This window comes from Amycolatopsis sp. cg9 (assembly GCF_041346945.1).
In the GTDB taxonomy this organism is placed as follows: Bacteria; Actinomycetota; Actinomycetes; order Mycobacteriales; family Pseudonocardiaceae; genus Amycolatopsis.
Window position 1 is genome coordinate 8,525,226 of the sequence record NZ_CP166850.1, and the last position, 14,796, is coordinate 8,540,021.

The 14,796-nt window shown below is 74.9% G+C and carries 1 protein-coding gene; it reads right to left on the reverse strand.

What is annotated here, in order from left to right; genetic code table 11:
* Positions 1 to 11 precede the first annotated feature (11 nt).
* On the reverse strand, positions 12 to 14,765 hold the full coding sequence (locus AB5J73_RS39330; protein ID WP_370963939.1) for a non-ribosomal peptide synthase/polyketide synthase: 14,754 nt from the start codon (positions 14,763 to 14,765) through the stop codon (positions 12 to 14).
* Between the last annotated feature and the right edge of the window lie 31 nt (positions 14,766 to 14,796).

Sequence of the window (14,796 nt, forward strand, 5' to 3'; positions counted from 1 at the left end):
GTCGCCGCGGGTCACGGGCGGTCTCCTCGGCAGTCGGCCGCGATTGCGCGCAGTGCGGCGGCGAAGTCGGTCGCGACGGCCGTCACCGTGGCTCGCTCGTGGAGGTCCGGCCGGTAGTACCAGGAGAACTCCAGCCGCCCGTCGCGGACGCCGCCGACGACCTCCAGGACGTGTGGTGGCCGGTTGGCCGGGTCCTGTTCGCGGCCGATCGGGGGGTAGGCGCGCAGGTACAGGCCGTCCCCCTCCCCCGCGTGGTCGCCCTGGCCCAGGTAGTTGAACGCCACCTCCGGGGTCTGCCCGCCGAGGTCCGGGTCGCGGAAGCAGCGCAGGGCGCCGAACCCGAAACCGTTGCCCGGTACCGCGCGCAACTGGCGGCGGACCGCCTTCACGAGATCGCGCCACCCCGCGGCCGGGTCGATCGTCAGCGCCACCGGGAACAGCGTCGTGAACCAGCCGACGGTCCGCGACAGGTCCGCGCCCTCGAGGATTTCCTCGCGGCCGTGCCCTTCCAGGTCGACCGACACGGCCGGCTCGCCCGTCCAGCGGGTGAGCGCCCGGGCCAGCGCGGCGAGCAGGACGTCGTTGATCCGCGTCCGGTACGCGCCCGGCGCCAGGTGCAGCAGCGCATCGGTGGCCCGCTCGTCGATCGCCACCGCGACGAGGTCGGCGCCCGGCGGAGCCGACGTCCGGTCGCGCGGGACCGCGCAGCCGGGCAGGTCGCGCGCCCAATGCTCGCGTTCGCCGTCGAGGCCGCCGGAAGCGGTGAACTCCCGGAGCCGGTGCGCCCAGTCGCGGAACGACGTCGTCTTCGGGCCGAGGTCGGGCTTCTCCCCCGCCTGGATCTGCCGGTACGCCCGCTCCAGGTCCTCCAGCAGGATGCCCCACGACACCGCGTCGACGACGAGGTGGTGCGCGGCGAGGAACAGGAGCCGGCCGGACAGCAGCGCGCGCAGCTGGGGCGGGTGCGCGAGGTCGAAGCTCGCCTGCGCGTCGTCGGCGGCCCGCTCGAGGTCGTCCTCGGGCACCACCCGCAGCACGGCGCCCGCCTCCACCGGCGCGTTGTGCTGCGTCCAGCCGTCCCCGGTCCGTTCGAACCGCAGCCGCAGCGCGTCGTGGTGCGCGATCACCGCGTCGAGCGCCTGCCGCAGGGCTTCTTCGTCCACCGGCCCGGCCAGCTCGACGAGCACGGACTGGTTGAAGTGCGCCGGGTTCGCCGGTTCCCCGTCGAAGAACCACTGCTGGATCGGGGTCAGCGGGACGTCGCCGACGACGGCCTCCCGCTCCTCGACGGCGGCCTCGGCCTCGTGCACGACGGTGGCCAGCTCGGCGACCGTCTGGTGGGTGAACAGGTCCTTCGACCGCATCGCCAGCCCGGCCTGCCGCGTCCGGTGCACGACCTGGATGGCGAGGATCGAGTCCCCGCCGAGCTCGAAGAAGTTGTCCGTCACGCCGACCCGCGGCAGGCCGAGCACGCCGGCCCACACCGTCGCCAGCAGCTCCTCCCGCTCGGTGCGCGGGGCCACGAACTCCGCGGTCCGCACCGCCGTCAGGTCCGGCTCCGGCAGCGCCCGCCGGTCGACCTTGCCGTTCGCGGTCACCGGCACGGCGTCCACCGGCACGAACACCGACGGCACCAGGTAGTCCGGCAGCGTCTCGCCCAGGTGGGCACGCAGCTCGGCCACCTCCCCGACGACGTAGGCGACGAGCCGCTTGTGCCCGTCGAGCTCCCGGGCGACCACGACGGCTTCCCGCACGTCCGGGTGCGTCCGCAGCGCGGTCTCGATCTCGCCGAGCTCCACCCGGAACCCGCGGATCTTGACCTGCTCGTCGACGCGCCCGGCGAAGGACAGCTCGCCCGCCGCCGTCCAGCGCACGACGTCGCCGGTCCGGTACATCCGGGTGCCCGGCGCGCCGAACGGGTTCGCGACGAACCGGTCCGCGGTCAGGCCCGGCCGGTGCAGGTAGCCGCGGGCCAGGCCCGGGCCGCTGACGTACAGCTCGCCCGGGGTCCCGATCGGCACCGGCCGCAGCGCCGCGTCCAGGACGTGCACCGCGGTGTTCGGGATCGGCCGGCCGATCGGCGGGGTGCCGCCCGGTTCGAGCGGCGCGCTCCACGAGGTGACGACCGTGGCCTCGGTCGGGCCGTAGGCGTTGATCATCCGGCGACCCGGCGCCCACCGCCGCACCAGCTCGGCCGGGCACGCGTCCCCGCCGACGAGCAGCGTGCGGAAGTCCGGCAACGCGACGTCCGGCACGGTGGCCAGCGCGACCGGCGGGATCAGCGCGTGCGTGATCCCCTGCTGCCGCAGGACATCCGCGAGCTGTTCGCCGAGCAGCGGTCCCTCGGGCGGCACGACCAGCGCCGCCCCGGCGGGCAGCGAGAGGCACAGCTCCAGGATCGACGCGTCGAAGCTCGGGGAGCTGAACGCGAGCACCCGGTCCCCGGCGCGCACGTCGCAGTGCTCGACCTCGGCCGCGGAGAACGACGCCAGCCCGCGGTGGGTCACGACGACTCCCTTGGGCAGGCCGGTCGAACCGGACGTGTAGATCACGTACGCCGGGGCGTCCGGGTCGACCGGCCGGCCGAGGTTCGTGTCCGGGTGGCCCGGCGCGTCGAGCTCGGTGTCGACCACGAGCACCGGCTCGGCGTCCTCGAGCATGAACCGGATGCGCTCGGCCGGGTAGCCGGGGTCGACCGGGAGGAACGCGGCGCCGGTCTTGGCGACGGCGAGTTCGGTGACGACCAGCGCGACCGACCGCGGCAGCAGCACGGCGACGACCCGCTCCGGCCCCGCGCCGCGCTCGGCGAGCAGCCGGGCCAGCCGGTTCGCCCGCGCGTTCAGCTCCGCGAAGGTCACCGCCTCGTCTTCGGACACCAGGGCGGCCGCGCCGGGGGTGCGGTCCGCTTGCGCTTCGGCCAGCTCGGCCAGCGACGCCGGCGGGACGGCCCGCGCGGTGGCGTTCCAGGCGCGCAGCCGGTCCGCTTCGGCGGCGGGCAACGGCGGCAGCGCCGCCAGCGGGCGGTCCGGGTCGGCGACGAGGGCGGTCAGCAACGCCCGCAGGCGGGCCACCAGCCGGTCGATGGTCGCCGGGTCGAACAGGCCGGTGTTGTAGTTGATCGCGCCGTTCAGCGCGCCGCCGTCGTCCTCGAACTGCACGAGCAGGTCGAACGGCGCCGACGCCGCCGGCAGCGCGACCTCGCCGGCGACGAGCGCGCCGCCGCCGGGCCGGTCGCCGGTGTTCTGCAGCACGACCATGGCCTGGAACAGCGGGGTCCGGCTCGGGTCGCGGACCGGCTGCACCGCGTCGACCACCCGCTCGAACGGCACGTCCTGGTGCGCGAACGCGTCGAGCACGGTCTCGCGCACCTCGGCCAGGAACTCCCGGAACGACCGCCGGGTGTCCACTGTGGACCGCAGGGTCAGCGTCCCGACGAAGAAGCCGACGAGCCGCTCCAGCTCGGCGCGGTCCCGGCCGGCCGTGACCGTGCCGACGGCGACGTCGTCCTGCCCGGCCCACTGGGCCAGCAGCACCTGGCAGGCGGCCACCAGCGTCATGAAGAGCGTGCCGCCCTGGGCACTCGCCAGCTCGCGCAGTTTCGTGGCGACGCCGGCCGGGACGTCGAAGCCGAGCCACTCCCCTTCGGTGGTGCGCACGGCCGGGCGCGGCCGGTCGGTGGGCAGCTCCAGCGGGGCGAGCCCGGCCAGCCGGTCCCGCCAGTACGCCAGCTGCTCGGCCGGTTCGGACCGGTCACGCTGCCAGGCCGCGAAGTCCGCGTACTGCACCGGCAACGGCGGCAGGTCCGGCTCGTCACCGCGGAGGTGGGCGGCGTAACAGGTGTCGAGCTCGGTGGCCAGCACCCCGGCCGACCAGCCGTCGGTGACGATGTGGTGCAGCGCCAGCAGCAGCACGTGCTCGCCGGGCGCCCGCCGGAACAGCCGGGCCCGCAGCAGCGGTCCGGTGCGCAGGTCGAACGGCCGCAGGGCTTCCCGCGCGAGCGCCTCCTCGGCGTAGTCCTCGACGGGCAGTTCGACCGGGTACGGCTCCCGCACGTACTGCACGCCGCGTCCGTCGACCGCGCCGAACGTCGTGCGCAGCGACTCGTGCCGCGCCACGAGCGTGTCCAGCGCCCGCCGCAACGCCTCGACGTCGAGGTCGCCGCGCAGCAGCAGCGCCGTGGGCGACAGGTACTCGGTACCGCCCGGTTCGAACTCGTCGAGGAACCACAACCGCTGCTGGGCGAAGGAAAGCGGGAGGGCGCCGTCGCGGGCGACGACCGGGATCGGGTCCACCGCGACCCGCCCGGCCGGCAGGGCGGCGGCGAACGCGCCCAGCGTCGGCGCGGTGAAGAGCACGCGCGGCGAGACTTCGACGCCGAGTTCGGCGCGCACCCGTGAGGTGATCTTCATGCTGAGGAGGGAGTCGCCGCCCAGCTCGAAGAAGCTGTCGGCGACGCCCACCCGGTCGACCCCGAGCACGCCGGCCCAGATCGCGGCCAGCCGCTGTTCGGTGTCCGTCCGCGGGGCCACGAACCCGGCGGCGGCCTCCCGCCCGGGGGCGGGCAGCGCGCGGCGGTCGACCTTGCCGTGCCGGGTCAGCGGCACCGCGTCGAGGGCGACGTACGCCGTGGGCACGAGGTGGCCGGGCAGCCGCTCCCGCAGCCAGTCGCGCAGGCCGCCGGTCTCGCCGACGACGTAGGCGACGAGCCGGCCGTCGCGGGCGGCCACGGTCGTGTCGGCGACCGCCGGGTGCCGGCGCAGGACCGCTTCGACTTCGCCGGGCTCGACGCGGAAGCCGCGGATCTTGACCTGGTCGTCGACGCGCCCGCGGTAGTCGAGCCGGCCGTCACCGGTCCAGCGGACGCGGTCGCCGGTGCGGTACATCCGGCTGCCGGGCGGGCCGAAGGGATCGGCCACGAACCGGTCCGCGGTCAGCCCCGGGCGGCCGAGGTAGCCGCGGGCGAGCTGGGGCCCGGCGAGGAACAGCTCCCCCGGCACCCCCGCGGGCACCGGCTCGCCGCCGTCGTCGAGCACGTACGCGGCCAGGTTCGGCAGGGGCCGCCCGATCAGCGGCCGGTCCCCGGTCACCGGCTCGTGGACCGCGTCGACCGTCACTTCGGTGGGGCCGTAGTAGTTGTGGCAGGCCACGCCGGACTCGGCCAGCTCCCGCCAGAGCGCTTCGCCGGTCGCCTCGCCGCCGACCATCACCGTGCCGGGCCGGTGCTCGCCGGTCAGCAGCCCGGCGTCGACGAGCTGGCGCAGGTAGGCCGGGGTGAGGTCGAGCAGGTCGATCCGGTGGTCGCGGAGGTAGCGGACGGCGGCCGCCGGGTCGAGCCGGGTGTCGTCGTCGAGCACGTGCAGCTCGTGCCCGTCGGCCAGCGCCAGCAGCCCCTCCCACGACGTGTCGAAGGACAGGGACGCGGTGAGCGCGAACCGCTGCCGCGAGCGGCCGAAGAAGGCTCCGCGGTGGGCCGCCAGGAGGTTCACCAGGGCGCGGTGTTCGACCACGACGCCCTTCGGCGTGCCGGTCGAGCCGGAGGTGTAGATGACGTACGCGGCCGAAGGCGGGCTGAAGGGGACTTTCAGCTCATCCGACGCCGGGAACGTCCCCTTCAGCTCATCGGGTGCGAGGACGACCACCGGCCGGGCGTCGTCGAGCAGGAACCGGACGCGTTCCTCGGGCAGGCCGGGGTCGATCGGCAGGTACACCGCCCCCGCCTTGAAGATCGCCAGGACCGCGACGACGGCGTCGGCCGAGCGCGGCAGCGCCACCGCGACCACCCGCTCCGGTCCGGCTCCCCGGGCGGCGAGTTCGCGCGCCAGGCGGGTGGCCCGCGCGTCCACCTCGGCGAAGTCGAGGACCGTGTCGCGGAAGACGAGCGCGGTCTCGTGCGGGATGCGGGCGGCGGTCGCCTCGAACACGTCCAGGACCGTGCCCCCGGGGGTTTCGCGCGGCTCGCCGCGACCCCGGGCCAGCAGGTCGCGCCGGTCGGCGGGGGTCAGCGACGACAACGCGCCGAGGCGGCACTCCGGGTCCGCGGCGAAGGCGCGGACGAGCCCGGCGAGCTGCCCGGCCAGCCGGTGCGCCGTGGCGGCGTCGAACAACCGCGGGTCGTAGGACAGTTCCAGGCCGAGCCGGTCGTGCAGGTACGCGGTCAGGTTCAGCGGGAAGCTCGTGGTGTCGAGGGAATCGACGTCGGCCACGCGCACGCCGTCCTGCCCGCTGTCCTCGATCGGGTAGTTCTCGAACACCACGACGCTGTCGAACAGCGCGGTGCCCGCCGGGACGCCGGAGAACGCCTGCACCTGTGACAGGGCCAGGAAGTCGTGGCGCCGCGCTTCGGCCTGCGCGGTCTGCAGCTCGCGCAGCCACTCCGCCGCCGGTTGTCCACTTCGGACCTCGACGCGGGTGGGCACGGTGTTGATGAACATGCCGATCATCGCCTCCACGCCCGGCAGGTTCTCCGGGCGGCCGGACACCGTGGTGCCGAACAGCACGTCGGATTCCCCGGCGTAGCGGGACAGCAGGACCGCCCACGCGCCCTGCACGACGGTGTTCACCGTCAGCGCGGCCGCTTTCGCCGCGGCGTGCACGCCGGCCGACTCCTCGGGCGTGAGCTCGACGAGCACCGCGTCCGCGGACTCGGCGCGGTGGGCTTCGCGGGGCTGCCGGTCGTAGGGCAGCGGCGTGGGCGTGGTGAACTCGGAAAGCGCCGCGCGCCAGTGGTTTTCGGCCTCGCTGTGGTCCTGGTCGGCGAGCCAGGCCAGGTAGTCGCGGAACGGCCTGCGGGGCACCAGCCGCGCGGCCCGGCCGTCGGCGATCGCCGCGTACTGCTCGACGACCTCGCCGAAGACCTGCGCCGTGCTCCAGCCGTCGAGCAGGACGTGGTGGGAGGTCCACAGCAGCTGGACCTCGTCGTCGGTGAGCCGCGCGATGGCCAGGCGCATCAGCGGCGGCGACGTCAGGTCCATGCCCGCCGCCAGGTCGGCGGCCAGCAGGTCCGTCAGGGCCGCCTGCTGCTCCTCCGGCTGGCGGCCGCGCCAGTCGTGGTGCGTGACCGGGACGCGCACGTCGCGGTGGACGCGCTGGAGCGGCTCGTCGACGCCGTCCCACACGGTGCTGGTGCGCAGGATCGGCGTGCGGTCGACGACGCGCTGCCACGCCTCGGCGAGCGCCGCCGGGTCGCCGACCCCGGCGAGGCGCAGCCGGAACTGGTCGAAGTAGGCGTTCGAGCCGTGGTCGACCAGGCTGTGGAACAGCATGCCGGCCTGCAGCGGGGTGAGCGGGTAGATGTCCTCGACTTCGCGGCCGTCGCCGGCCAGGCGGTCGACGGCGGCCTGGTCGAGCCGGGCCAGCGGGAAGTCCGACGGTGTGCGCCCGCCGGCGCCGGCGCAGTGGGCGATGATGCCGCGCAGGCCTTCGATGGTCTCTTCGGCGAGGGCGCGGACGGTGCTTTCGTCGTGGACTTCGGTCGAGTACTCCCAGGTGAGGTGCAGTTCGCCGCCCTCGACGACGCCGATGACGTCGAGCAGGTAGGGCCGGGTGCCGTCCGGGTCGGCGTCGTGCCCGAGGCTCTCGCCCCGGCCGCGGTACCAGCCGTCGTCGTCGGTCCCGACGTCCCAGCGGCCGTGGTAGTTGAAGGAGATCCGCGGTGTGGGGTGGTCGCCGAACCCGGCGTCGCCCAGGTAGCGCAGGGCTTCGTACCCCGCCCCCTTGTCCGGGACCGCGCGCAGCTGTTCCTTGACGCTCTTGAGGACTTCGCCCCAGCCGCCGCCGGGGACGGTGAGCGCGAGGGGGTACTGGGCGGTGAACCAGCCGATCGTGCGGGACAGTTCGAGCGGCGCGGCGAGCTCCTCGCGGCCGTGGCCTTCCATCGCTACGACGACGCGCTCGCGGCCGGTCCAGCGCGCGAGCGCGCGGCCGAGGGCGCTCAGCAGGACGTCGTTGACCTCGGTCCGGTACGCCGCGGGTACGTCCTGGAGGAGCGCCGCGGTCTCGGTCCGGCCAAGTGACACCGAGACCGCGCGCCCCGATCGGGCGGTGGCGCGGCCGGAGTAGTCGACCGGGATGTCCGTCCGCGCCTCGCGCAGGGCAGTTTTCCAGTACTCGGCCTGGTTGTCGAGGCGTCCTCGTGCCGCGTGCCCGGCCAAGGTGCGGGCCCAGTGCGTGTACGACGTGCCGACCGGCTCCAGGACCCGGCCGTGGTAGGCGCGGTCGAGGTCGGCGAGCAGGATGCGCCACGAGACCCCGTCCATCACGAGGTGGTGCGCGGTCAGGAACAGCTGCGGCGGGCGGCCGGCGAAGGTGAACAGCACCGCGCGCCACACCGGTCCGGCGGCGATGTCGAGCGAGGTCTGCGCGCGCAGCGCTTCGGTGTGCAGGGCGGCCGGCACGTCGTCCACTTCGGACAGATCGACCTGCCGCAGCAGGTCGGCGTCTTCGGTTTCGGCGGGCTCCTGGGTCCAGCCGCCGTCGACGCGGGAGAACCGCATCCGGAGGGCGTCGTGGCGCTCGGCGACCCGGCGCAGCGCCGAAACGAGGGCGGGAACGTCCACCGAGGACAGCACGAGGTGGACGGACATGGTGAGCCACCACGGTTCGGGCAGGTGCTCGAACAGCCACGACTGGATCGGCCCGAGCGGCGCGGGTCCGCCGGGGTCGGCCGGGACCGGCACCACCGGGGCGCCGGCCGTGACGACGCGGGCGAGTTCCGCGACGGTCTGGTGGCGGAACAGGTCCTTCGACGACACCGTCAGCCCGGCCTGCCGCGCCCGGGCGACGACCTGGATGCTGAGGATCGAGTCGCCGCCGAGGCCGAAGAAGTTGTCCTCGACGCCGACCCGGTCGACGCCGAGCACCGCCGACCACACCGCGGCGAGCGTGGTCTCGACGTCCGTGCGCGGGGCCACGTACCGGGTTTCGGTGCGCGCCCCCGGCTCGGGCAGCGCGCGCTGGTCGAGCTTGCCGTTGGCGTTGAGCGGCAGCTTCTCCAGCGGCACGAACACCGCCGGGACCATGTGCGCGGGCAGCGACCGGGCGAGGAACTCCCGCAGCGCGGTGGTGCCGGGGACGGCGCCGGTGAGGTAGGCGACCAGCCGCCGCGCGTCCCCGGTGCCGTGCGCGAGCACCGCGGCGCCGGTGACGTCGGGGTGCGCGCTGAGCGCCGCCTCGACCTCGCCGAGCTCGATGCGGAAGCCGCGGATCTTCACCTGCTGGTCGGCGCGGCCGCGGTAGTCCAGCTCGCCGCCGGCGGTCCAGCGCAGCAGGTCGCCGGTGCGGTACATCCGCGTGCCCGGCGCGCCGAACGGGTCGGCGACGAACCGGGACGCGGTCAGGCCCGCCCGGTTCAGGTAGCCGCGCGCGAGACCGGCACCGGCGACGTACAGCTCGCCGGTGACGCCGGGCGGGACCGGCGCGAGATCGGCGTCGAGGACGTACGCGCGCAGGTCCGGGATCGGCACGCCGGCGGTGGCCGGGCCGTGCTCGTCCAGCGGGCGGTAGGTGACGTGCACGGTGGTTTCGGTGATGCCGTACATGTTCACCAGCCGCGGCCCGCCGGGGTGCCGCCGGCGCCATTCGGCGAGCCGGGACGCGTCCAGCGCCTCGCCGCCGAAGATCACGTACCGCAGGCTCAGCGGCGCGGACGGCAGCGCGCCCAGCCGGTAGAACGCCGAAGGTGTCTGGTTCAGCACGGTCACCCGCTGCTCGGCCAGCAGCGTGAGGAACTCTTCCGGCGAGCGGACGGCGTCCGCCGGCACGACGACGAGCCGCCCGCCGTGCAGCAGGGCGCCCCACAGCTCCCACACCGAGAAGTCGAAGGCGTAGGAGTGGAACAGCGTCCAGACGTCCTGCTCGCCGAACTCGAACCAGGGCGCGGTCGAGGAGAACAGGCGGGTGACGTTCGCGTGCGGGACGAGCACGCCCTTGGGCACGCCGGTCGAGCCCGAGGTGTAGATGACGTAGGCGGTGTTGCCGGGGTCGACGCGGACGCCCGGATCGGTGTCGGGGTGCCCGTCGGCGGCGGCGCTGTCGACGACGCACACCGGCTTCGCGTCGGCCAGCATCGCCTCGATCCGGGCGGCCGGGTAGGCGGGGTCGATCGGCAGGTAGCCGGCCCCCGCCTTCAGCACGGCGAGCACCGCGACCACGAGGTCGGCCGAGCGCGGGAGCCGCAGCGCGACCAGCCGTTCCGGCCCGGCGCCCTCGGCGGCGAGCCGGTGGGCGAGGCGGTTGGCGCGCCGGTCCAGCTCGCGGTAGGTCAGCTCGGTGCCGCCGCTGGTGACCGCGACGGCGTCCGGCGTGCGGGCGGCCTGCGCGGCGAACAGCTCGGGCAGCGTCGGCGCGGGCGCGGGGACGGCGGTGGGGTTCCACCGCGTCAGCACGAGGTCGCGGTCGGCGGCGGTGGTCCAGGGCAGCCGGGCGAGCGGGCGGTCCGGGGTCGCGGCGATGCCCGCCAGGAGGGTGTCGAGCCAGCCGGTCAGCCGCTCGATCGTGGCCGCGTCGAAGAGGTCGGTGTTGTAGTTGACGACGCCGTCGAGCCGCCCGGCCGTCTCCTGGAAGTGGACCATCAGGTCGAAACCCGCGGTGACGACCGGCGGTGCCAGCTCTTCGACGCCGAGCCCGGGCAGGTCGGGCCGCGCGTCCGGGGTGTTGTGCAGCACGACCATCGCCTGGCACAGCGGGGTGCGGCTGGTGTCGCGGTCGGGCTGCAGGTCGTCGACGACGCGGTCGAACGGGACGTCCTGGTGGGCGAACGCGTCGAGCACGGTGTCGCGGACGCCGTCGAGGAAGTCGCCGAAGCCTTCGCGCAGGTCCACTGTGGACCGCAGGACGAGGGTGTTGACGAAGAAGCCGACCAGGCCCTCCAGTTCGGTGCGCTCGCGGCCGGAGACGACCGTGCCGACGGCGATGTCGCGCTGCCCGGACCAGCGGGCGAACAGGAGCTGGCAGGCGGCGAGCAGGGTCATGAAGAGGGTGCCGCCGTGCTGCCTCGACAGTTCCTGCAAGCGGGCGGTGGTCCCGGCGGGGATGCGGAATTCGTGCAGGGCGCCGTTCTTCGTCCGGACCGCCGGGCGCGGCCGGTCGGTCGGCAGGTCCAGCACCGGGACGCCGTCGAGGCGGTGGCGCCAGTAGCTGAGCTGCTCCTCGAGTTCGGCACCGTCCAGGCGGCGGCGTTGCCAGACCGCGTAATCGGCGTACTGGATCGGCAGCGGCGGCAGTTCTTCGTCGCGGTAGAGCGCGGCCAGCTCGCGCAGCAGCACGCCGGCCGACCAGCCGTCGGTGACGATGTGGTGGAGCACCAGGGTGAGCACGTGGTCGTCCGGGGCGAGCCGGGTGAGCGCGACCCGCAGCAGCGGCCCGGTGTGCAGGTCCACCGGGCCGGACGCGCCGGCCAGCGCGGAGCCGAGGTCGCCGTCGGTGACGGGCACCCGGACGGCGTGGGGCGGGTGGACGATCTGGACGCCGTGGCCGTCGACGGTGGCGAACGTGGTGCGCAGGGATTCGTGGCGGGCGACCAGCGCGGTGAAGGCGCGGTCGAGCGCGGCGGTGTCCAGCTCGCCGCGCAGGCGCAGGGCGGTCGGCGAGACGTACTCGGTACTGCCCGGTTCGAACTCGTCGAGGAACCAGAGCCGTTGCTGGGCGAAGGAAAGCGGCGCTTCGAGGCGGCCGCCGTCGCGCGGCAGGAGCGGGATCCGTTCGGTGGGGACCGCCGCGTCGGGGAGCTCGGCGGCCAGCCGGGCCGGGGTCGGCGCGCTGAAGATCAGCCGTGCCGGGACTTCGGTGCCGAGCGCGTCCCGCAGCCGGGCGACCACCCGGATGCCGCGCAGGGAGTCGCCGCCGAGGTCGAAGAAGTCGTCGTCGACGCCGACGCGCTCGACGCCGAGGACTTCCGCCCAGACGTCGGCGACCAGCTGCTCCCGCTCGGTGCGCGGGGCGACGTAGCCGGTGGCGGCGGTGAGTTCGGGGTCGGGCAGGGCACGGCGGTCCAGCTTGCCGTGCCGGGTGAGCGGCAGCCGGTCGAGCGCGACGAAGGCGGCCGGGACGAGGTGTGCGGGCAGCGTCCGCCCGAGGGCGGTGCGCAGCCCGCCGGGGTCGCCGACGACGTAGGCGACGAGCCGCCCGCCGCGCGCGTCCACGGCGGCGTCGGCGATGCCGGGTTGCTCGCGAAGCGCCGCTTCGACTTCGCCGGGCTCGATGCGGAAGCCGCGGACCTTGACCTGGTCGTCGAGGCGGCCGAGGTGCTCCAGGTGACCGTCGGTGGTCCAGCGGGCGCGGTCGCCGGTGCGGTAGAGCCGGGTGCCCGGCGCGCCGAAGGGGTCGGCGGTGAACCGGTCCGCGGTCAGCCCCGGGCGGCCGAGGTAGCCGCGGGCGAGCTGGGCGCCGGCGAGGCAGAGTTCACCCGGGACACCGGGCGGGACGAGCCGGAGGTGGCCGTCGAGCACGTAGGCCCGCACGTTCCCGAGCGGCCGCCCGATCACCGGCCGCTCGCTGGTGATCGGGGCGCGGGTGGCGTCCACAGTGGACTCGGTGGGGCCGTAGTAGTTGTGCGCCGAGGTGTCGGCGGCGGCCAGCTCGCGCCAGAGGTCTTCGGTGAGGGCCTCGCCGCCGACCATGAGGAACCGCGGCCGGTGGCCGCCGGTCAGCAGGCCGGCCGGGAGCAGCTGGCGCAGGTAGGAGGGGGTGACGTCGAGGAAGTCGACGCGCTCGTCGCGCACGTACCGGGTCAGCGCGGCCGGGTCGAGGCGGGTCTCTTCGTCGATCAGGTGCAGTTCGTGGCCGTCGGCGAGGAGCAGCGGGCCTTCCCAGGAGGTGTCGAAGGACAGGGTCGCGGTCAAGGCCGCGCGCAGCGGTTCGCGGCCGAAGACGGCGCGGTGGTCGGCGAGCAGGTTCACGAGTGCCGCGTGCCCGACGACGACGCCCTTCGGGGTCCCGCTCGAGCCGGAGGTGTGGATGACGTACGCGGCGTCGGCCGGGTGCGGGCTCCGGGGACGCGTGCCCCCGCGCGCGGTGGTGTCGTCCAGGACGACGACCGGGTCGGTGTCGGCCAGCAGCACCCGGATCCGCTCCGGTGGCAGGCCGGGGTCGATCGAGAGGTGCACGGCACCGGCTTTGAGCACGGCGAACAGCGCGACGATGGCGTCGGCCGACCGCGGCAGGAGCACGGCGACGACCCGGTCCGGCCCGGCGCCCCGGGCGGCCAGGTCCGCGGCGAGGTCGTCGGTGCGGGCGGCCAGTTCGGCGAAGGTCAGGCGGGTGGCACCGCAGACGAGCGCGGTCGCCTCGGGGCGGGTGCGGGCCTGGTGGTCGAGGAGATCGACGACGGTGCCGGCGGCACCCGGCCGCGGCTCTCCGGTCCCCCACACCAGCAGCCGCCGCTCCTCCTCCCCGGTCATCAGCGGCAGCTCGGCGACCGGCCGCGCCGGGTCCGCCGCGATCGCCGTCAGCAACCGCACCAGGTGCGTGACCAGCCGGTCGATCGTGGCCGCGTCGAACAGCTCCGTGCTGTACTCGACCAGCCCGGCCAGCTTCCCGCCGGACTCCTCGAACTCCACCGTCAGGTCGAAGTTGGACGAGTCGCGCCCGACGCCCACCGCTTCCACCGCGAGGCCAGGCAGCGACACGCCGTCGCCGGTCGCGGTGTGCAGCAGGACCATCACGTCGAACAGCGGGTTGCGGCCCGGGTCGCGGCCGGCGTCGACCAGTTCGTCGAAGGGCACGTCGTCGTGGGCGAACGCGTCCAGCACGGTCTGCTTGGCCACCGCCAGGTGCTCGGTGAACGGCACCGCCGGATCCACGGCCGAGCGCAGCACGACCGTGTTGACGAAGAACCCGACGACCCGCTGCAGCTCCGGCCGGTCGCGCCCCTGCACGACCGTCCCGAGTGCGATGTCGTCCTGCCCCGAGTAGCGGGCGAACAGCGCCTGGCAGCCGGCCAGCAGCACGGTGAACAGCGTCGTCTCCGACGCCCGCGCCAGCTCGGCGAGCCGCGCGAGAACGGCGTCGGGCACGGCGAACTCGGTCACCGCGCCCGCCGTGCCCCGGGTGGCCGGCCGTGGCCGGTCGGTGGGCAGGTCCAGCGGGGTGACGCCGTCGAGCTGCCGCTTCCAGTGCGCCAGCCCGGCCGGGCGCGTCGGGCGTGCGTCCTGCCAGGCCGCGAAGTCCGCGTACTGCACCGCCTGCGCAGGCAGGTCCCCGCCGCGGTAGAGCACGCCCAGCTCCTCGGTGAGCACCCCCATCGACGCGCCGTCGGTGGCGATGTGGTGGACGCTCACCAGCAGCACGTGCTCGGCCGGCCCGAGCCGGGCCAGCAGCGCGCGCAGCAGCGGCCCGCGCCCGAGGTCGAACGGCTTCGCGTACTCGGCGCGCAGCACCGCGTCCAGATCGGCGGGCGCGACGTCGGCGACGGGCAGCGCGACCTCGTACGGCGGCTCGATCCGCTGCACGGGCTCACCGCCGGCCTCCGCGAAGGTCGTGCGCAGCGGTTCGTGCCGGGCGACCAGCGCGGTGAGCGCGGCCGCCAGCGCGGCGACGTCGAGCACACCGGTCAGGCGCAGGGCGAAGGCGCTGTTGTACTCCGGGTCGTCCGGGCGCAACCGGCTGAGGAACCACAGCCGGCGCTGAGCGGACGACAGCGGCAGCGGGCGGGAACGGTCGGCGGCCGGGATCTCCGGAGCCGCCCCGGCCGTTCCCGCCATCCGCGCGCGCAGCTTTTCCCGCAGGTGGGCGGGGAGTGCCGCGATGCGGTCCTGTCTGGACGAGGTCATGGGGACGTCCTCACGATTCCTGGTCGGAGGC

What these genes read in the sequence shown, in the direction of transcription:
- AB5J73_RS39330 (WP_370963939.1), bottom strand. Translation starts at nt 14,765, where the DNA reads ATGACCTCGTCCAGACAGGACCGCATCGCGGCACTCCCCGCCCACCTG.